Origin of the sequence: Streptomyces sp. NPDC012769, from assembly GCF_042901205.1 — a bacterium.
Classification (GTDB): Bacteria; Actinomycetota; Actinomycetes; order Streptomycetales; family Streptomycetaceae; genus Streptomyces.
Window position 1 is genome coordinate 193,253 of record NZ_JBIBCP010000008.1, and the last position, 19,067, is coordinate 212,319.

A 19,067-nucleotide genomic window follows, 5' to 3' on the forward strand; every position below is an offset into this window, starting at 1 on the left:
ATGGACACCAGCCCCGCGGCGACGAACAACCCGGCGGCGACCTCCGCCCCCACGAGCGCGAACAGCGCGGTGGCGAAGCCCGCCACGGCCATCGTCAACATCGCCAGCCTCGTCACCAACGATCCCTCCCTCGGTGATGGAACCCCCCTGGGCCTGATCCAGGACGCGGCCGTCGTCATCGAGGGCGACCGGGTCGTCTGGGTCGGTGAGACCAGCAAAGCACCCGCCACTGACAACCGGGTCGACGCGGCGGGCCGCGCGGTGATCCCCGGCTTCGTCGACTCCCACTCGCACCTCGTCTTCGCGGGCGACCGCACCGCCGAGTTCAACGCCCGCATGTCCGGCCAGGCCTACGCGGCGGGCGGCATCCGCACGACGGTCGCGGCGACCCGCGCCGCGACCGACGCCGAACTGTCGGCGAACGTCGTCCGCTATCTGCGCGAGGCCCTGCGCCAGGGCACCACCACCTTCGAGACCAAGTCCGGCTACGGCCTGACCGTCGAGGACGAGGCCCGCGCGCTGCGCATCGCCGCCGAGCACACCGACGAGGTCACCTACCTCGGCGCGCACATCGTCTCCCCGGACTACGCCGACGACCCGGCCGCGTACGTCGCCCTGGTCACCGGCGAGATGCTGGACGCCTGCGCCCCGTACGCCCGCTGGGTCGACGTCTTCTGCGAGAAGGGCGCCTTCGACGGCGACCAGGCCCGCGCGATCCTCACCGCCGGCAAGGCCAGGGGCCTCCACCCGCGCGTCCACGCCAACCAGCTCTCGTACGGCCCCGGCGTCCAGCTCGCGGTCGAACTGGACGCGGCCAGCGCGGACCACTGCACCCACCTGACGGACGCCGACGTCGACGCGCTGGCCTCCGGGAACACGGTCGCGACGCTGCTCCCCGGCGCGGAGTTCTCCACGCGCGCCCAGTGGCCGGACGCGCGCAGGCTCCTGGACGCCGGCGTGACGGTCGCCCTCTCCACCGACTGCAACCCCGGCTCCTCCTTCACCTCCTCCGTCCCCTTCTGCATCGCCCTCGCCGTGCGCGACATGCGGATGACCCCCGACGAGGCCCTCTGGTCGGCCACCGCCGGCGGCGCGGCCGCCCTCCGCCGCACCGACATCGGACGCCTCACCCCCGGCTCCCACGCCGACCTCACCCTCCTCGACGCCCCCTCCCACGTCCACCTGGCCTACCGCCCGGGCGTCCCGCTGGTCGCCGAGGTCTGGCGCAAGGGCATGCGCGTGGTCTGAGCCGCTCCCTAAGCGAGCCACAACGCCCCGCGCCGGTGGCGGGCGGGCGGGATGTCCACCGTGCCGGCCGCGTAGGGGCGGAGAGGGCCGGTGGGGGAGTGGAGCAGGCGGAGGAGGACGCCGACCCGGCCGCGCAGGCGACGGCGGGCACGGCGCTCCTCCCGCGTCGCCCACGCGGGGAGGGAGCGGTCGCGGTTGTGCCGGGGGAAGGCGTACACCTCGACCCGCCGCCGCACCGCTCGCGGTACGGGCCTGCGGCCCTCGCGGAGGGCGGCGTCGAGGCAGGCCGCGTCGTAGCGCAGGTCGTGGAGCAGCAGGGCATGCCAAGGGGCGCCGGGACGGCGCTCGTCGTCCGTGGCGCGGGTGTGGGCGTGGGACGGGGGGACGTGATGGGCGGTGCGCGACATGAAGGCTCCGTCGGTGGCGACCGCCAGGACTCTCCTGGCGGGCTACCGGAAGCCGAGGGGGCCGGCCGCCCGCGCGCGTCGGTGACTCATGCCGTCGATTCTGCCTCGGAGGCAGGAGAGACCGGGGAGAGAAGCGACCGGTGGGCGAAAAGAGCCGGAGGGCCGGCGAGGGGCGTGCGAGGGTGGCGCGCATGGGGCATTCACGGGCCTATCCCGTCTTCCGTACGACCGACGGCGACGCCGCCTACGCGCGGGCCAGGGAGTTGTGCGGGCTGCTGGCGGAGGTCGAGGAGCCCATCATGGTCGAGGCGCTGATCGGGACGCCGGAGCGGGTGCGGCGGGTGGCGGAGGTCGTCCCGGGGGCGTGGTTCGAGGACGCCGAGGGGGAGACGTACGACCCGTGGGCGGAGCCGGCGGGGGCGGTGCGGTTCCCGGTGTGGGTGTGCCAGGAGGAGGCGCCCCGGGAGGCGGAGCTGCCGTTCCTGCGCGCGGTCGGCGACGAGCGGGCGTCCCTCTGCTGGAGGGGGACGTGGCCGGTCCCGTGGGCGCACCCGCAGTACGACGGGGTGCAGGTGACGTTCCACAGCGACGACGTCGAGCTGGATCGGGCCGCCGGCACCCACACCGTCTTCCTGCACGTCGACAAGCGCTGCCCCGCCGGACAGGTCCGCGAGTTCCTCGCCCCCGCCGGGTACGAGCCGCTCGGCGAGGCACGGATCGGCTGGTAGGCGCCGCCCCTACGCGACGAGCTCCGCCACCAGCGCACCGGCCGCCGCCACCCCCGCCCGTTCCGCCGCCGAGAGGTTCGGGTCGGCGGCGCGCGGGGCGGTCGGCTCGGGGGCTACGGGCGCGAACTCCACCCGCCCGCGCCGGGACTTCACTCCTCGACCGTGAGGCCCCTGCGCAGCCGCGCCAGCGTCCGTGACAGCAGACGGGACACGTGCATCTGCGAGATGCCGAGCTCTTCGCCGATCTCCGACTGGGTGAGCCCCGCGGTGAAGCGCAGCGACAGGATGCGGCGCTCGCGCGCCGGCAGCGAGGCGATCATCGGCTTGAGGGACTCGATGTACTCGATGCCCTCCAGGCCGTGGTCCTCGTAACCGAGCCGGTCGGCGAGGGTGACGCCGTCGGCCTCGGACTCCTCGGGCGGTGCGTCGAGCGAGCTGGCGGTGTACGCGTTGGCGGCGGCCATGCCCTCGACGACCTCGTCGGTGCGGATGCCCAGTTCGCGGGCGAGCTCCTCGACGGTGGGGGCGCGGTCGAGCTTCTGGGCGAGCTCGTCACCGGCCTTGGCGAGGTCGAGGCGGAGTTCCTGGAGCCTGCGCGGGACGTGCACCGACCACGAGGTGTCGCGGAAGAAGCGCTTGATCTCGCCGATGATGGTCGGCATCGCGAAGGTGGGGAACTCGACGCCGCGGGCCAGTTCGAAGCGGTCGATCGCCTTGATGAGGCCGATGGTGCCGACCTGGACGATGTCCTCCATGGGCTCGCTGCGGGTGCGGAAGCGGGAGGCGGCGAACTTGACCAGGGCGAGGTTGAGTTCGATCAGGGTGTTGCGGACGTACGCGTACTCGTGGGTGCCCTCCTCGAGGTCGCCGAGGCGGGCGAAGAGGGTCTTCGAGAGGGCGCGCGCGTCGTGCGGCGCGATCTCGTCGACGGGTGGGATCGTCGGCAGTTCCACGAGATCCGGTACGTCGAGCCGGGGTGACATGGTCTCCTCCATCGTGAATGTCTCGCTGCGGTTTGCGGCGCCTCCAAAGCCGGCATGTGGAATGTGTCCTTCTAGCCCTACCGGTTCTTCCCCGATGGTTGCAAGTGGCAATTGTCTGCTTTGTGCAGTATGGGATGGACCTTGTGTGCGGCGGACGGGTGCGCACTTGTATGGTTCGAGGCATGTACCGCCAGCACATCGGCAGCGCACCCGAGCGGTTCCGGGTCGACGTCCGTACCGTGGGGGCGAGCGAGGTGCTCACCCCGGTGGGTGAGCTCGATCACCACACCGCCGAACTGTTGCGTGCGCCACTCGACCGCGCGCTGGACGAGGGTCGCGCACGCCTCGTACTCGACTGCTCACAGCTCGAGTTCTGCGACTCGACCGGACTCAACGTGCTGCTCGGCGCCCGGCTGCGAGCCGAGGCCGCGGGCGGCGGCGTCCATCTGGCGGCGATGCGGCCCCCGGTGGCGAGAGTCTTCGAGATCACCGGCGCGGACGCCGTCTTCACCGTCCACGACTCCCTCGACTCCGCGCTCGCCGGCCGGGCCGAGTGAGCCGAGCCGAGTGAGTCGAGTGACCCGCGTCCCCGCCCGCCCCGTGGCCCGCCCCCTCTCGTCCGCCCCTGTCGTCCGTTACCCGTCAATCGGTTGAACCGGTGAGGTGAAGAAGCGCTGATGGAGACTGCCTCCGGCGATGCCGACGTCCGCACCCTCGCCCTCGGAGCGACCAGCGGCACCGTCCCGCTCGCCCGCGACTTCACCCGGCAGGCGCTCTACGACTGGGGCTGGCTGCCCGCCGCCACCGCCGACCGCAGGGCCGCCGCCGAGGACGTCCTCCTGGTCGTCTCCGAACTCGTGACCAACGCCTGTCTGCACGCCGAGGGCCCGGAGAGCCTGCGCGTGCTGCGCCTCGACGGGGGCCTGCGCCTGGAGGTCGCCGACCGCGGCGCCGGCCAGCCCGCCCCGCGCACCCCGCACCGGGCCGGCCGGCCGGGCGGGCACGGCATGTTCATCGTGCAGCGGCTCTGCCGCGACTGGGGCATCGACCGCACGCCGGGCGCTCCCGGAAAGACGGTCTGGGCCGAACTCGCCGCACCCGCCTAGGACTTTCACAACCTTCTCTCTTCCCTCCATCGCGCCCCCGGCGTACCTTGACGGCCAATCTGAAAGACCGTCAGTAACTTTGCGGTGAGGGGTGCTCGAGGTGCCGTACCGGAGGAGAACAGCTCACGCGCTGAGGGCGGCAGTGGCGGTGGCGGTGACGGGCTCGGCCGTCCTGCTGTTCGCCGCCCCGGTCGCCCAGGCCGCCGTCATCGACGTGAACTACGCCTGCGAGACCAAGATCGGCCCCAAGAGCGCCGTCTCGCCCGTCGACATCAAGGCCGTCAGGAACGGCGACTCGTACACGATCACGATGTCCTTCGAGAAGGGCGTCTCCGACAGCCCCGTCGACCTGCCCAAAGGGGTCATGACCCCGCGCGCCGACCTCGTCCTCGGCGGCGCGGCGAGCGGCAAGGTGCAGGTCAAGGGCGTGCCGAACGCGGCGCTCATCCCGGCGAACACGCCCATCAAGATCGGGCAGCTGACCGGCACGTACACCCCGGAGAAGAGCGGCAAGGTGACCTTCACGGCCGGCACGCTCACCGTCCACGCGCTCGGCATGGACGCGGCCGTCTGCAAGCCCACCAACAACCCCAGGCCCTCGCTCGAGCTGGACGTGACCGCGGCCTCCGGTGACTCCGGCGGTGGATCCGACGACTCCTCGGGCGATACGGGGTCGGGCGGCGGCGAACTGCCCAGGACCGGCCCGCTCGACTCGGCCACCGCGCTCGCCACCCTCGGCGGCACCGTGCTGCTGACCGGCGCGGCCGGGGTGCTGTGGCTCACCCGTCGCACGGCCCGGCCCACGGCACGCTGATGCGGGGGGCACGGTCCGGGCCCGCGGCCGCCGCCCGCCCCGGGCTCCCGGGGACGGTCTCGGCGCCCCGCACGGCCCTGGCCGCCCTCACGGCCGTCATGGCCGTCGTGGCGGGAGCAGCGGGCACGGCTGCTGCCACGCCCCCGGCGCACGCCCCCGAGGCCGCGGGACACGCCCTCACGGCCTCGGCACGCACCCCCGCCGCCGCCCGAGCGCACGCGCCCACGCCTCCGTCCGTCCCGACGTCCTTCCCGGCCGCCGCCGGACGCCCGTACGTCTATCTGGAGGGCGCCGCGGGCAGCGTCCTCCAGGACACCCTGTCCGTCACCAACCCCGGCGCGAAGCCGCTCACCGTACGGCTCAGCGCCCGGGGCGGCGCGCCCGTCGCCTTCGCCGCCCGGACGGTGACCGTGCCCGCCAGGACCCGCGCGGACGTCCCCTTCGCCGTCACCGTCGGTGCCGACACCCCGCCGGGCGACCACCGCGGCTCCGTACGGGCCGACGCCGCCGGACGCGGGACGGCGGTGGCGCTCCACCTGCGGGTCAGCGGGCCGCGGCTGGCCGCGCTCACCGTCGAGGACGTCCGCGTCGACCGCTCCGGCACCCTGCGCTACACCCTCGTCAACCGGGGCAACACCCTCCTCGCCCCCCGCCTGGCCGTGCGCGCCGAGGGAGTCCTCGGCACCGTCCTCGACCGCCCCGAACGCGCCCTGCCCCTCGTGCTGCGCCCCGGCGAGCGCGCCGCCCGCACCGAACCCTGGCCCGACCCGCCCGCCCTCGACGCGGTCACCGTCCACCTCACGGCCGCCGCCTCCGGCGCCGCCCCCTCGACCGCCCGGGCCGATGCCTCCTTCGCCTCGCCGGCGGGCGTCGGCGCCGCGGCGGCCGCCCTCCTCGCGGCGGCGGGCGCGGTCACGTACGCGATCCGGAGGAAGCGATGACGCACCTGCGTACGGCGGCGGGCGCCCTGCTCGCCGTACTGCTCCTCGCCGTACCGCTCCTCGTGCTGCTGCCCGCCGCCCCGGCCGCGGCCGAGGCGGGCCCCACCGTGGCGCTCTCGCGGAGCGAGGGCGGCAAGGGCGGCGAGATCACCGTCAGCGGCTCGGGCTGGAAGCCCGGCGCGCTGCTCATGCTGCTGGTCTGCGGCCAGGCGGCCCCCGGCAAGGGCGTCATCGGCGGCACCAACTCCTGCGCCAACACCGACGGCCGCGCCGCCACCGTCGACGCCAAGGGCGCGTTCAGCCAGAAACTGCCGGTCGCCGAACCGCCGAAGCCCTGCCCCTGCGTGGTCCACGTCGCCGGGGTCACCGGCCAACAGGACGCCGTCGACGTCGCGTTCACCGTCGCCGGGCATCCGACCGCCCCGCTGCCCGAGACCTCGGGCGGCGGCCGGCTCGCCGTGCTCGCCTCGGCCCGGCTCGAAGGCTCCAGCGGCGTCCTGGTCTGGTTCGGGGCGCCCGCCCGCCGCGAGGTCGTCGTCACCGTCGGCAACCTCGGCCAGACCCCGGTGAAGGACCCCGTCTTCGAGGTCGGCACCAGCCACGGGGTGTTCGCGCCGCGGTACGAGGAACGGCAGTGGCGCGGCACGATCGAGCCGGGTCGCAAGGCCCTGGTGAGACTCCCGGTCGAACTGGCGGCGGGCGCCCACGGCGACCACCAGGTGTCCGTGCGGTACGGCGGGAAGGTCCTGGTGGAGCAGCCCTGGGGGGTCGGCAGGCCGTGGGGCGTGACGCTCTTCTGGGTGCTGCTCGCGGTCGTCGTCCCGGCCGGCCTGTTCCGTATCGGCATGGCGGTCGTCGACCGGGTCAGGCCCGCGGCCGCCACCACGCGCCGCCGCCGCCCGCGTGTGCGCCGGGCCGCCACGCCCGCCGTGCCTGCCGCGCCCGCCGCGCCCGTGCGCGCGTCCGACCGCGCCCCCGACGAACGGGCCGCGGTCCTGCCGTGGTTCACATCCGACTCCGCACCGTCAGAGAACAGCCCGACGACGAAGGGAATGTCGTGAGCACGCAACGGAGGATGAGCGCGGCCGGGATCGCGCTGATGCTCGGCGGCGCGGGGATCCTGCTGTCCGCGAGTCCCGCCCTGGCCGCAGAGGTCGCGTACAAGACCGAGTGCATCCCGCCCGCCATCTCCGGCATGCCGCCGGTGCAGGGCACCACCAAGGTGCTGATCACCGCGCCCGCGCAGGCCAAGGTCGGCGACGAGGTCGAGGTGGTCTGGAAGACGGTCGAGGCCGCGTCCAAGAACCCCGACGTCCTCGACCTGGAGAAGGACACGGTGAAGCCCACCGGTGTCATCAGGCTCGGCGGCGCGGCGAGCGGGACGCTGGCGATGGAGGGCCCGAGGCAGAACCCGCCGATCCCGAAGAACAGCCCGATGGTCCTGCCGGACATGAAGGGCAAGCTGAAGCTGGAGAAGGCGGGCGAGATCACGCTGACGCCGGACAAGTACACGATCAACGTGTCCAAGCCGATGTCGACGGACACGAAGTGCTCCCCGAAGGAGACGGTCCCGGTCGCCGCCACGATCAAGGTCACGGACGGCGGGGGTGGCACCACCGGCGGCGGTACGAGCACGTCGGGCGGTACGACGACCTCCGGCGGTACGAGTACGTCAGGTGGCACCACGTCCTCCGGCGGCTCCACGTCCTCCGGCGGCTCCACGTCCGGCGGAGGCGGCGGGAAGACCGACTTCCCCGGGACCCAGGTGTCCGTGACCTTCGCCTGTCAGGCGCCCGGGCCGGCCTCCATCAACTCCAAGGTGACCATCGACGCCAAGAAGAACGGCGGTGCCTACGACCTCACCGTCAAGACCGCCAAGGGCGTCATGAACAGCCCGGCCGCGCTCCCCGCCGGGGCCCTGAAGCCCTCCATGGACGTGAGGCTCGGCGGTGCCGACTCCGGCAGCGTGAAGGTCACGGGGCCCGGCAACCCGGCCCCGCTGGAGGCGGGCAAGCCCGTCGACCTGCCCGACATGAAGGGCACGTACAAGCCGGGTGCCACGGGCAAGTCCACGCTCAGCCCCGGGAAGCTGACCATCACCGTGTCGCTCGGCGGTTCGCCCATCGTGATCCCCTGCGAGGTCAAGGGTTCCGTGCAGGCCTCGCTGACCCTGGACACCAGCAAGCAGGAGGGCGGCGCGTCCGGAGGGGGCGGCTCCACGACCACCTCCGGCGGCGGGAACGGCGGGAACGGCGGGAGCGGCGGCTCCGGCGGCGGACTCGCCGACACCGGTGCCGGGGACGACGGCGCCCTGCGCGCCCTCGCTCTGGTGGCCGGCACGGTGATCCTGCTCGGCGGCGCCGTGTTCACCTTCACCCCGTGGGCCCGACTGCGTCGCGGTACGCGCTGAGGCGCGGGCATGCCGAAGGGCCTGGCCCGGCACCCCTTTTCGGGATGCCGGGCCAGGCCCTTCACAGGGTGTCGTCGACGGCGACGGTCCGGCAGGACCTCAGCGCACGTCGCCCATGAGCGCGCGGATCTTCTTTCCGGCCATCATGAAGGTCAGGCCCGCGGCGACCGCCACGACGGCCCACAGCGAGTAGTACAGCGCGTCGCCGAGCGGCTCGTTGAGCTTGGTGGTCCAGCCGTTCAGGGCGTTGCCCGTCGCGGTGGCGAGGAACCACAGGCCCATGATCTGGCCGACGAACTGCTTCGGGGCCAGCTTCGTCGACAGGGACAGGCCGACCGGGGACAGGCACATCTCACCGATGGTCTGGACGAGGTAGACGCTCAGCAGCCAGAAGACGGTGACCTTGCCGGTCTCGCTGTTGGCCGCGGCGGCACCGGCGAGACCCATGATGGCGAACGAGCCGCCGATGAGCAGCATCGCGAGGGCGAACTTCATGGGGGTGCTGGGCTCGCGGTTGCGCTTGGCCAGCTTGACCCACAGGGCCGCGAAGACCGGCGCCAGCACGATGACCATCATCGGGTTCACCGACTGGTACCAGGAGGCCGGGAACTCCCAGCCGCCGATCATGCGGTCGGTCTTGCCGTCCGCGAAGAGCGTGAGCAGCGAGCCGGACTGGTCGTAGATCATCCAGAACAGGACGGCGGTGGCGAAGAACCACGCGAACGCCTTGATCTTGGGCTTGTCGTCGGCGGTCAGCGAAGGGTTGCGGTACATCGCGACGAAGTAGACGACCGGCACGACGATGCCGAGGATCGCGAGCACGTTCACGATGTGCTCGATGTCGTACGTGCCGAGCACGATGTCGGCGGCGAGCGCGGCCACGGCCAGGCCGCTCCACAGCAGGACCTTGCGCAGCGCGTTCCGCTTCTCCGCGGGCGTCGCCGGGGTGCCCGGCTCCTTGCCGACGTCACCGAGGTGGCGGGAGCCCAGGACGTACTGGAGGACGGCCAGGGTCATGCCGACGCCGGCGACCGCGAAGCCGAGGTGCCAGTTGACGTTCTCGCCCAGGTAGCCGACGACCAGCGGCGCGACCATGCCGCCGATGTTGATCGACATGTAGAAGAGCGTGAAGCCGGCGTCCCGGCGGGCGCTCGGCTGCCCCTCGTAGAGGCCGCCGACCATGGCCGAGATGTTCGGCTTCAGCAGACCCGTACCGGCGGCGATGAGCGCGAGGCCCGCGAAGAACGCCGTGTCCGAGGGGATGGCCAGGGTGAAGTGGCCCAGGGCGATGACGATGCCACCGACGAGAACGGCCTTGCGCGCACCCCACAGGCGGTCGGCGACCCAACCGCCCGGCATCGCGGCCATGTAGACGACCGCGTTGTACACGCCGTAGATGGAGGCGGCCAGCGCCTTGCGCTCCTCGAGGGGGCCGTCGAGAACGGCGGCGACCAGGTAGAGGACCAGGATGGCGCGCATCCCGTACCAGGAGAAGCGCTCCCACATCTCGGTCATGAAGAGGGTGGCCAGGCCGCGGGGGTGGCCGAAGAACGTCTTCTCGGAACCAGGGGTTCCGGACGAAGCCGTCGTCAGGCTGGACGCCATGTCGATCCTTGCTCTGTCGGGACGCGCGCTTCGTGAGCGGAGTGCGCCCGGTGGGGGAGGCCGGCACCGGCGGGGTGCGGTCGCACCCTTCCGGGATCCACGCCCTGACGCGCCTCGCGCCGCAGGACCCGGCCCACAGGTCATTCACCGCCCTCAAGACTGCCGAGGGCGGTCTCGTGCAGAAAAGAGACCCTTGGCGCGTCGAACTCGGCCAAAGGTCCCCGATTACCGCAACAGAACTCTCGACACCATACGGCACGACAGTGCCGGATATGGAAGGACTTGAGAGATGGATCACAGGTGTCGCTGCAACCAACTGCCTTCATTCCAAGGTCATGAGCAGGTTACGCGCCATCATCCGGAGGTCCTGCGGGCGCCCGGTGATCAAGCTGTGATCATCCGGCGGCCGTCGGGGGCGCGACCGGCGACCGTCGGCGGACCGTTCGGCAGCCGCCCGTCGGCCGCCGCGCGACCGCCGCGCGACCGCGGTGGCCCCGCCCGGGGACCGCCCTGTGGATCACGCCCCGGCGCCGCCGCCGTGCGGACTACCATCGCCTCATGACCCGTGTACTGCTCGCCGAGGACGACGCCTCCATCTCGGAACCGCTGGCCCGCGCCCTGCGGCGGGAGGGATACGAGGTCGAGGTGCGGGAGGACGGCCCCACCGCCCTCGACGCCGGACTGCAGGGCGGGATCGACCTGGTCGTGCTCGACCTGGGACTGCCCGGCATGGACGGCCTGGAGGTCGCCCGGCGGCTGCGCGCCGACGGCCACACCGTGCCGATCCTGGTGCTCACCGCCCGTGCCGACGAGGTCGACACCGTCGTGGGCCTGGACGCCGGCGCCGACGACTACGTCACCAAGCCCTTCCGTCTCGCCGAGCTCCTCGCCCGGGTCCGGGCCCTCCTGCGGCGCGGTGCCACCGAGCCCGCCGTCCCTCCCACCACCCACGGCGTGCGGATCGACGTCGAGTCGCACCGCGCCTGGATGGGCGAGGAGGAGCTCCAGCTCACGGCCAAGGAGTTCGACCTGCTCCGGGTGCTGGTCCGCGACGCGGGCCGGGTCGTCACCCGCGACCAGCTGATGCGGGAGGTCTGGGACACCACCTGGTGGTCCTCCACCAAGACCCTGGACATGCACATCTCCTGGCTGCGCAAGAAGCTGGGCGACGACGCGGCGAACCCCCGCTACATCGCCACCGTCCGGGGCGTGGGCTTCCGCTTCGAGAAGAGCTGAGCCCCTCCCACCATGCGCCGCCGTCTGATCAACTCCACGCTCGCCGTGGTGCTCGTCGTCATCGCCGTCTTCGGGGTCTCGCTCGTGATCGTCGAGACCCGCACCATCTCCAGCAGCGCGCAGGAGAGCGTCGAGTCCGAGGCGCTGCGGATCGTCTCCATCGTGGACAGCCGGCTGATCGGCGGCGAGCCGGTCAACCCGGACATCCTGGCCGACCAGAGCGGCGCCAAGCGGTACGCCGAGATCCATATCCCCGGCCGCCGTCCCATCGAGATCGGCACCCGCCCCACCGGCGACGTCATCCGGGGCACGGCCGAGGGCGAGCGCGGCGAGACGGTGATCGTCGAGGAGTCCCGCTCGGTCGTCACCGCCGAGGTCGGCCGCACCCTCCTGATCATCGGCGCCGTGGCCCTGCTCGCCGTCGTGGCCGCCGTCCTCCTCGCCGTGCGGCAGGCGAACAAGCTCGCCTCCCCGCTCACCGACCTCGCCGAGACCGCCGAGCGGCTCGGCTCCGGCGACCCGCGCCCCCGGCACAGGAGGTACGGGGTGCCGGAGCTGGACCGGGTCGCGGACGTGCTCGACGCCTCCGCCGAGCGGATCGCCCGGATGCTCACCGCCGAGCGCCGGCTCGCCGCCGACGCCTCCCACCAGCTCCGTACGCCCCTGACCGCGCTCTCCATGCGCCTGGAGGAGGTCGCCGTCGCCGACGACCTCGGCACGGTCAGGGAGGAGGCGACGATCGCGCTCACCCAGGTCGAGCGGCTCACCGACGTGGTCCAGCGGCTGCTGACCAACGCCCGCGACCCGCGCACCGGCTCCGCCGTCGCCTTCGACCTGGACGAGGTGATCAAGCAGCAGATCGAGGAGTGGCGGCCGGCCTACCGCAGCGCGGGCCGGGCCATCGTCCACTCCGGCAAGCAGGGCATGCGGGCCGTCGGCACCCCGGGCGCGGTCGCCCAGGTCCTGGCCGCCCTGATCGAGAACTCGCTCATGCACGGCGGCGGCACGGTGGCGCTGCGCACCCGTGTGACCGGCAACCAGTCCGTGATCGAGGTGACCGACGAGGGCCCGGGCGTGCCCGCCGACCTCGGCGCGCGGATCTTCGAGCGGGCGGTCAGCGGCCGCAGCTCCACCGGCATCGGCCTCGCCGTCGCCCGGGACCTCGCGGAGGCCGACGGCGGCCGTCTGGAGCTGCTCCAGCAGCAGCCGCCGGTCTTCGCGCTCTTCCTGAGCCGCGAGGTCAGGAGCCGTACCGAACGGGACGCGCAGCGCCCCGTCCGCTGATCGGGGGAAAAGGAACCCCGGAGCCCTGCTCAGACCCGGTCGGGCTGCTTGCGGGTGGCCTGGCGGGGTGCCTGCTCCAGGAACGATTCGGCAGTCTGGACCGCCTCCTTCGCCGGGAGCGCCTTGAAGACCCAGGTGCGGTACGACCAGAACCGGAACAGGGTCGCGACGCCGATGCCGAAGAACTTGAAGAAGTTGCTCTGCAGCGGACCGTCCCAGCCGAAGCCGTACGTCGCCGTGTAGAGCACACCGTTCTCGATGACCATGCCGATGACGCTGAACAGCAGGAACAGCGCCATTTCCTTGGTGCGACCGGACTTGTCGCGGTCGCGGTACGTGAAGTAACGGAACCCCACGTAATTGAAGAGGATCGCCACGACCGTGGCGATGAGACTCGCCCGCACCACGGGGAGCTCGGTGACCTGGCGGACCAGGTTGAAGACGGCCAGGTTCACCAGGACGCCCAGTCCGCCGACCACGCCGAACTTGGCGACCTCGCGGACGAGCCGGTCCACTCGCATGCGCAACGCGCCGGGTTCACTCATCGTGATGGCTCTGCCCCGTCCGTTCCGGATGTGTTCGGCCGACGCCCGGATGGCGTCAACCCAGCCATGCTAACCAGCGCTCCCGTCGACCGCCCGAGATGCTCCCGTTCCGTGTGCGATCCGTGTGCGAGCCCACTCCCACTGTCACAACGCACAGCCGGACGAGGGTTCGGAACTTGTGCGGATACCCTAAGAGGGTGACGTTCCCGGTAGTCGGCATGGTCGGTGGCGGTCAGCTCGCCCGTATGACCCACGAGGCGGGCATCCCCCTCGGCATCAAGTTCAAGCTGCTCAGTGATACCCCGCAGGACTCGGCGGCCCAGGTGGTCAGCGATGTCGTCATCGGCGACTATCGCGACCTGGACACGCTGCGTGACTTCGCGCGCGGCTGCGACGTGATCACCTTCGATCACGAGCACGTGCCCGCGGAGCACCTGGCGGCCCTGGAGGCGGACGGCATCGTCGTCCGGCCCGGCCGCGCGGCCCTCGCGCACGCCCAGGACAAGGGGGTGATGCGGGCGAGGCTCGACGAGATCGGCGCCCCCAGCCCGCGCCACCGCATCGTGGCCGACCCGGCCGACGCGGCGGCCTTCGCCGCCGAGGTGGGCGGCTTCCCGATCATCCTCAAGACCGTCCGCGGCGGCTACGACGGCAAGGGCGTCTGGTTCGTCCGCTCCGAGGCGGACGCGCACGACCCGTTCCGCGCGGGCGTGCCGGTCCTCGCCGAGGAGAAGGTCGACTTCGCGCGGGAGCTCGCCGCGAACATCGTCCGCTCCCCGCACGGCCAGGCCGTGGCCTACCCGGTGGTCGAGTCCCGCCAGGTCGACGGCGTCTGCGACACCGTGATCGCGCCCGCCCCCGACCTCGACGACGAGCTCGCCGGCCAGGCGCAGGAGCTGGCGCTGCGCATCGCCAAGGAGCTGGACGTCGTCGGTCACCTGGCGGTCGAGCTCTTCCAGACCCGCGACGGCCGCATCCTCGTCAACGAGCTCGCCATGCGCCCGCACAACTCCGGCCACTGGACCCAGGACGGCGCGGTCACCTCGCAGTTCGCCAACCACGTCCGGGCCGTGCTCGACCTTCCGCTGGGCGACCCGCGCCCGCGCGCGAAGTGGACCGTCATGTGCAATGTTCTCGGTGGCGACTACCCGGACATGTACACGGCGTATCTGCACTGCATGGCCAGGGACCCGCAGCTCAAGATCCACATGTACGGCAAGGACGTGAAGCCCGGACGCAAGGTCGGCCACGTCAACACCTACGGCGACGACCTCGACGACGTGCTGGAGCGCGCCCGTCACGCCGCCGACTACCTGCGAGGGACGATCGTTGAGTAACCCGCTCATTGGCATCGCGATGGGATCCGACTCGGACTGGTCCGTGATGGAGGCCGCGGCGCAGGCCCTGGACGAGTTCGAGATCGGGTACGAGGTCAACGTCCTCTCCGCGCACCGCATGCCGCGCGAGATGATCGAGTACGGCGAGCGGGCCGACGGCCGCGGCCTGAAGGCGATCATCGCGGGCGCGGGCGGCGCCGCCCATCTGCCGGGCATGCTCGCCTCCGTGACCCCGCTGCCCGTCATCGGCGTCCCCGTGCCGCTGAAGTACCTCGACGGCATGGACTCGCTGCTCTCCATCGTGCAGATGCCGGCGGGTGTGCCGGTCGCCACCGTCTCCGTCGCCGGCGCCCGCAACGCGGGTCTGCTCGCCGCCCGCATCCTCGCCGCGCACGACCCCGAACTGCGCGGCCGGATGCGGGACTTCCAGCAGGAGCTGAACGACCAGGCGACCGAGAAGGGCAAGCGGCTGCGGCAGAAGGTCGAGGGCTCGTCCTCCTTCGGGTTCGCGCGGTGAGCTCGGGCGGGAACGCGGTGAGCTCGGGCGGGGCCGGGGCGGAAGCTTCGGGTCCGGCGGGCTCGGCGGGCTCTCCCGGTCCGGCGGACTCTCCGCGCTCGCCGCGCCCGGCGGCCGACCGCCTCGCCGAGGCCAGGGAGCTCCTGGCCTCGGCCCCCGTGGTCGACGGCCACAACGACCTGCCCTGGGCGCTGCGGGAGCACTGCGGCTACGACCTCGACCGGCTCGACATCGCCGGCGACCAGCGCGGCGCGCTCCACACCGACCTCGCCCGGCTGCGCGCCGGCGGCGTCGGCGCCCAGTTCTGGTCGGTGTACGTCCCCTGCCGGCTCACCGGCGACAACGCCGTCAGCGCCACCCTGGAGCAGATCGACGCCGTCGACCAGCTCCTCGTGCGGTACGCGGCCGACCTCGCGCCCGCGCTGACCGCCGACGACATGGAGCAGGCCCGCCGGGAGGGCCGGATCGCCTCCCTCAAGGGAGCCGAGGGCGGCCACTCGATCAACAACTCCCTCGCCACCCTGCGCGCGCTGCACACCCTGGGCGTGCGCTACATGACGCTCACCCACAACGACAACAACGACTGGGCGGACTCGGCGACCGACGCGCCCCGGGCCGGCGGTCTGACGGCCTTCGGCCGCGAGGTCGTCCGGGAGATGAACCGCTGCGGCATGCTCGTCGACCTGTCGCACGTCGCCGCCTCGACGATGCGGGACGCGCTGGACGCCACGGTCGCGCCGGTGATCTTCTCGCACTCCTCGGCCCGCGCGGTCTGCGACCACCCGCGCAACATCCCGGACGACGTCCTGGAGCGGCTGCCGGCCAACGGCGGCGTCGCGATGGCGACCTTCGTGCCGAAGTTCATCCTCCCCGCCGCCGTCGAGTGGACCGCGCGGGCGGACGACAACCTCCGCTCGCACGGCTTCGACCACCTCGACACGACGCCCGAGGCCATGCGGCTGCACCGCGCCTTCGAGGCGGAGCACCCGCGCCCGATCGCGACGGCGGCCACGGTCGCCGACCACCTCGACCACATGCGCGAGGTCGCCGGCATCGACCACATCGGCATCGGCGGCGACTACGACGGCACCGCGTTCACCCCGGCCGGCCTGGACGACGTCGCCGGCTACCCGAACCTGATCGCGGAGCTCCTCACCCGCGGCTGGTCCCGCGCCGACCTGGCCAGGCTGACCTGGTCCAACGCGGTGCGGGTGCTGCGGGACGCGGAGGCGGTGGCGCGCGAGCAGCAGGCGCTGTGGGGCCCGTCCGTGGCGACGATCGGCTCTCTCGACTCGTCAGCGGAACAAGGGAACTGACGGTCCGCCGGCAAGGGCCTCGCCTCGGCGGGGCCCTTGCGGCCGTCCTCGGCCCGTCCTCCGAACGGCTCAGCCCACCGCGACCCCGCTCCCGGCCGGTGGCACGGTGGACCGTACTGCCTCAGGAGTACGGAGTGAGTCACCCATGGCCGATCTGCTGGACGATCCCACGACCACGGCCTTCACCCCCGACGACGCCGCGTCCGCGGGCGACCTCGATCCCCTCGGACCTTCGTCGGCCGATGACGTGCCGAGCCGTGCGCGGGCCCTGCTCGCCGCGGAGCCGGTCGTCGAGGGGCACACGGAGCCGCTCCACGCGATCGACCCCGACCCGGACCCGGAGGACCTTCCGCCGGTACGGGCGCCGGAAGCGGGAGCGCAGTTCTGGTCGCTGCGCGTGGACACCGACGACGTCGTGCTCGACACCCTGCGCCGGATCGACGCGGTCCGGTCCCTCGTGGCGGCCTGCCCGGAGGAACTGCGCCTCGCGCACACCAGCTCCGAGATGGCGCACGCCCGCAACTGCGGGCGGGTCGCCGTGCTGCTCGGGCCGGTGAGCTGGTCGGCGGTGGGCGGTACACCGGCCACCCTCCGGGCGTACCAGGCGCTGGGGGTGCGCGCGGTCAGCCTCACCCGCTTCGACCGTTTCGCCCGCGACGCGGTACGGGAGATGAACCGCCTGGGCCTCCTCGTGGACCTCGCGGGCGCCGACGCCGACACCGTCCGCGAGACCCTCGCGGTGAGCCGGGCCCCGGTCCTGCTCACCAGCGCGGATGCGGACGGCATGCCGGACGACGTGCTGCGGCTGCTCGGCGAGAAGGGCGGCGTCTGCATGGTGCCGGTCACGACGGACGAGGCCGCCACGGCCGACCGCCTGGACCGCGTCCGCGCCCTCGCGGGCCCGGGATCCCTCGGCCTCTCCCACCCCGAGTCCCCACCCGCCGGCTACGTCCCCCTCTTCACCGAACTCCTCCACCGCGACTGGCCCTCGGACCACCTGGTGGCTCTGGCCCACGGCAACGCGACACGCGTCCTCCGCGAAGCGGAATTCCGAGCCCGAGCCTCCCGCCCACGACCGACCTAGCACCTACGCCCGCCCCGCCGGGCCGACAAGTCCTGGTGCGGCTCCGCCGCCGGGGTCAGGCGCGGGGGCGGCCCATGGCGCGGTAGGTCCAGCCGGCCTCGCGCCACCGCACCGGGTCGAGCGCGTTGCGTCCGTCCAGGATCACCGGCGACGCCGCCGCCCCCGCCAGCTCCGCCGGATCCAGCGCCTCGCGGAACTCGCGCCACTCGGTCAGGTGCAGCACCACGTCCGCCCCCCGCACCGCGTCCAGCGCCGAGTCCGCGTAACCGAGCGTCGGGAAGAGGCGGCGCGCGTTGTCCATGCCCTTGGGGTCGTAGACGGTGACCTGGCCGCCCTGCAGGTGGATCTGACCGGCCACGTTCAGCGCGGGCGAGTCGCGGACGTCGTCCGAGTCCGGCTTGAAGGTGGCGCCGAGCACGGCCACCCGCTTGCCGAGGAAGCCGCCGCCCAGCGCCTCGCGGGCCATCTCCACCATGGACGCCCGGCGCCGCATGTTGATGGAGTCGATCTCGCGCAGGAAGGTGAGCGCCTGGTCGGCGCCCAGCTCGCCCGCCCGGGCCATGAAGGCCCGGATGTCCTTCGGCAGGCAGCCGCCGCCGAAGCCGATGCCGGCCCGCAGGAACTTGTTCCCGATCCGCTCGTCGTGCCCGATCGCCTCGGCCAGCTTGGCGACGTCGCCGCCGGCCGCCTCGCAGACCTCCGCCATCGCGTTGATGAAGGAGATCTTGGTGGCGAGGAAGGAGTTGGCGGAGGTCTTCACCAGCTCGGCCGTCGGGTAGTCGGTGACGACGAAGGGCGAGCCCTCGCCCATCGGCACCGCGTACACCTCGCGCAGCGTCTTCTCGGCCCGCTCGCCGCCCGCGCCGGCGGGCACGCCGACCACGATCCGGTCCGGGTGCAGGGTGTCCCGCACGGCGAAGCCCTCGCGCAGGAACTCCGGGTTCCAGGCCAGCTCCACGCCCTCCGGCAGCACCGCGGCGAGCCGGTCGGCCGAGCCGACCGGCACGGTGGACTTGCCCACGACGAGCGCGCCCTCGCGCACCACACCGGCCAGCGAGGCGAAGGCGGCGTCGACGTAGCTCATGTCACAGGCGTACTCACCGTGCTTCTGCGGAGTGTTCACGCAGACGAAGTGGACGTCGCCGAACGCGCCGACCTCCTCCCAGGAGGTCGTGAACCGCAGCCGCCCGCTGGAGCCCTCGATGCCGGCGACGTGCCGCGCGAGCAGCTCCTCCAGGCCCGGCTCGTACATGGGGACCCGGCCGGCCGCCAGCATCTCGATCTTCTCGGGTACGACGTCGAGGCCGAGGACCTCGAAGCCGAGCTCTGCCATGGCCGCGGCGTGGGTGGCGCCGAGGTAGCCGGTGCCGATCACGGTGATCTTGAGGGCCATGCGGACTCCAGTGGCTCCGTTGAGGGTCGGGCGGAATGCCTGCCCGAGCATAGTCGGGGCCTGGATCGGGACCCTGTCACGCCCTACCATTTGGGTTACTTAACGGTAGTTAG

20 protein-coding genes are annotated in these 19,067 nt (G+C 72.6%); 14 read left to right on the forward strand and 6 right to left on the reverse strand.

Going from position 1 to position 19,067, the window contains the following annotated elements:
• The gene (hutI, locus tag ACFY7C_RS34255; protein WP_389658653.1) at positions 1 to 1,248 is read left to right on the forward strand and encodes an imidazolonepropionase; all 1,248 of its coding nucleotides are present in this window, start codon (positions 1 to 3) and stop codon (positions 1,246 to 1,248) included.
• 8 nt (positions 1,249 to 1,256) lie between these two features.
• On the opposite strand, the gene ACFY7C_RS34260 is transcribed toward hutI, so the two are convergent.
• On the reverse strand, positions 1,257 to 1,655 hold the full coding sequence (locus ACFY7C_RS34260) for a hypothetical protein (RefSeq protein ID WP_389658655.1): 399 nt from the start codon (positions 1,653 to 1,655) through the stop codon (positions 1,257 to 1,259).
• A gap of 191 nt (positions 1,656 to 1,846) precedes the next feature.
• On the opposite strand from ACFY7C_RS34260, the gene ACFY7C_RS34265 reads away from it, so the two are divergent.
• The gene (locus ACFY7C_RS34265; protein ID WP_389658657.1) at positions 1,847 to 2,383 is read left to right on the forward strand and encodes a hypothetical protein; all 537 of its coding nucleotides are present in this window, start codon (positions 1,847 to 1,849) and stop codon (positions 2,381 to 2,383) included.
• A gap of 9 nt (positions 2,384 to 2,392) precedes the next feature.
• Here the strand turns inward: ACFY7C_RS34265 and ACFY7C_RS34270 are convergent, their stop codons facing one another.
• Positions 2,393 to 2,536 (reverse strand): hypothetical protein, encoded by a 144-nt coding sequence (locus ACFY7C_RS34270; protein ID WP_389658659.1) that lies wholly within the window; start codon positions 2,534 to 2,536, stop codon positions 2,393 to 2,395.
• Positions 2,533 to 3,366: an RNA polymerase sigma factor SigF gene (locus ACFY7C_RS34275; RefSeq protein ID WP_389658661.1), complete on the reverse strand. Its 834-nt coding sequence runs from the start codon at positions 3,364 to 3,366 to the stop codon at positions 2,533 to 2,535. The genes ACFY7C_RS34270 and ACFY7C_RS34275 overlap by 4 nt, the downstream gene beginning before the upstream one ends.
• 182 nt (positions 3,367 to 3,548) lie before the next feature.
• Between ACFY7C_RS34275 and ACFY7C_RS34280 the strand changes: the two genes are divergently transcribed.
• The 6 genes from ACFY7C_RS34280 to ACFY7C_RS34305 all read left to right on the forward strand — a co-directional run bounded on the left by ACFY7C_RS34280 (position 3,549) and on the right by ACFY7C_RS34305 (position 8,637).
• Positions 3,549 to 3,923: an STAS domain-containing protein gene (locus ACFY7C_RS34280; protein ID WP_389658663.1), complete on the forward strand. Its 375-nt coding sequence runs from the start codon at positions 3,549 to 3,551 to the stop codon at positions 3,921 to 3,923.
• Between the two features lie 120 nt (positions 3,924 to 4,043).
• Positions 4,044 to 4,472, forward strand: coding sequence for an ATP-binding protein (locus ACFY7C_RS34285; RefSeq protein WP_389658666.1), 429 nt, complete (start codon positions 4,044 to 4,046; stop codon positions 4,470 to 4,472).
• Between the two features lie 148 nt (positions 4,473 to 4,620).
• Positions 4,621 to 5,286, forward strand: coding sequence for a peptidase (locus ACFY7C_RS34290; protein WP_389658669.1), 666 nt, complete (start codon positions 4,621 to 4,623; stop codon positions 5,284 to 5,286).
• A complete protein-coding gene (locus ACFY7C_RS34295) occupies positions 5,286 to 6,227 on the forward strand; it encodes a hypothetical protein (RefSeq protein WP_389658672.1) in 942 nt (313 codons plus the stop codon). The genes ACFY7C_RS34290 and ACFY7C_RS34295 overlap by 1 nt, the downstream gene beginning before the upstream one ends.
• Positions 6,224 to 7,288: a hypothetical protein gene (locus ACFY7C_RS34300; RefSeq protein WP_389658675.1), complete on the forward strand. Its 1,065-nt coding sequence runs from the start codon at positions 6,224 to 6,226 to the stop codon at positions 7,286 to 7,288. The genes ACFY7C_RS34295 and ACFY7C_RS34300 overlap by 4 nt, the downstream gene beginning before the upstream one ends.
• Positions 7,289 to 7,302: 14 nt before the next feature.
• A complete protein-coding gene (locus tag ACFY7C_RS34305; protein ID WP_389658807.1) occupies positions 7,303 to 8,637 on the forward strand; it encodes a hypothetical protein in 1,335 nt (444 codons plus the stop codon).
• Between the two features lie 99 nt (positions 8,638 to 8,736).
• Here ACFY7C_RS34305 and ACFY7C_RS34310 read toward each other — a convergent pair whose 3' ends face one another.
• On the reverse strand, positions 8,737 to 10,242 hold the full coding sequence (locus ACFY7C_RS34310) for a peptide MFS transporter (protein ID WP_389658678.1): 1,506 nt from the start codon (positions 10,240 to 10,242) through the stop codon (positions 8,737 to 8,739).
• A gap of 558 nt (positions 10,243 to 10,800) precedes the next feature.
• Between ACFY7C_RS34310 and ACFY7C_RS34315 the strand changes: the two genes are divergently transcribed.
• Positions 10,801 to 11,478: a response regulator transcription factor gene (locus tag ACFY7C_RS34315; protein ID WP_345487732.1), complete on the forward strand. Its 678-nt coding sequence runs from the start codon at positions 10,801 to 10,803 to the stop codon at positions 11,476 to 11,478.
• Between the two features lie 12 nt (positions 11,479 to 11,490).
• The gene (locus ACFY7C_RS34320; protein WP_389658681.1) at positions 11,491 to 12,762 is read left to right on the forward strand and encodes an ATP-binding protein; all 1,272 of its coding nucleotides are present in this window, start codon (positions 11,491 to 11,493) and stop codon (positions 12,760 to 12,762) included.
• Positions 12,763 to 12,791: 29 nt separating this feature from the next.
• Here ACFY7C_RS34320 and ACFY7C_RS34325 read toward each other — a convergent pair whose 3' ends face one another.
• Positions 12,792 to 13,307, reverse strand: a complete 516-nt coding sequence (locus tag ACFY7C_RS34325) for a GtrA family protein (protein ID WP_389658684.1) — start codon at positions 13,305 to 13,307, stop codon at positions 12,792 to 12,794.
• 197 nt (positions 13,308 to 13,504) lie between these two features.
• Here ACFY7C_RS34325 and ACFY7C_RS34330 point away from each other — a divergent pair, with 197 nt between their 5' ends.
• From ACFY7C_RS34330 to ACFY7C_RS34345, 4 genes are all read left to right on the forward strand, one after another.
• A complete protein-coding gene (locus ACFY7C_RS34330) occupies positions 13,505 to 14,644 on the forward strand; it encodes a 5-(carboxyamino)imidazole ribonucleotide synthase (RefSeq protein ID WP_389658687.1) in 1,140 nt (379 codons plus the stop codon).
• 19 nt (positions 14,645 to 14,663) lie between these two features.
• Positions 14,664 to 15,161, forward strand: coding sequence for a 5-(carboxyamino)imidazole ribonucleotide mutase (purE, locus tag ACFY7C_RS34335; RefSeq protein ID WP_389658690.1), 498 nt, complete (start codon positions 14,664 to 14,666; stop codon positions 15,159 to 15,161).
• Positions 15,162 to 15,304: 143 nt separating this feature from the next.
• Positions 15,305 to 16,477 (forward strand): dipeptidase, encoded by a 1,173-nt coding sequence (locus ACFY7C_RS34340; protein WP_389658810.1) that lies wholly within the window; start codon positions 15,305 to 15,307, stop codon positions 16,475 to 16,477.
• A 145-nt stretch (positions 16,478 to 16,622) separates the two neighbouring features.
• Complete coding sequence (locus ACFY7C_RS34345; protein ID WP_389658693.1) at positions 16,623 to 17,561, forward strand: membrane dipeptidase; 939 nt, start codon at positions 16,623 to 16,625, stop codon at positions 17,559 to 17,561.
• 55 nt (positions 17,562 to 17,616) lie between these two features.
• Here ACFY7C_RS34345 and ACFY7C_RS34350 read toward each other — a convergent pair whose 3' ends face one another.
• Entirely contained in the window at positions 17,617 to 18,954 is a 1,338-nt protein-coding gene (locus tag ACFY7C_RS34350; protein ID WP_389658696.1) for a UDP-glucose dehydrogenase family protein, read from the reverse strand.
• Positions 18,955 to 19,067 lie beyond the last annotated feature (113 nt).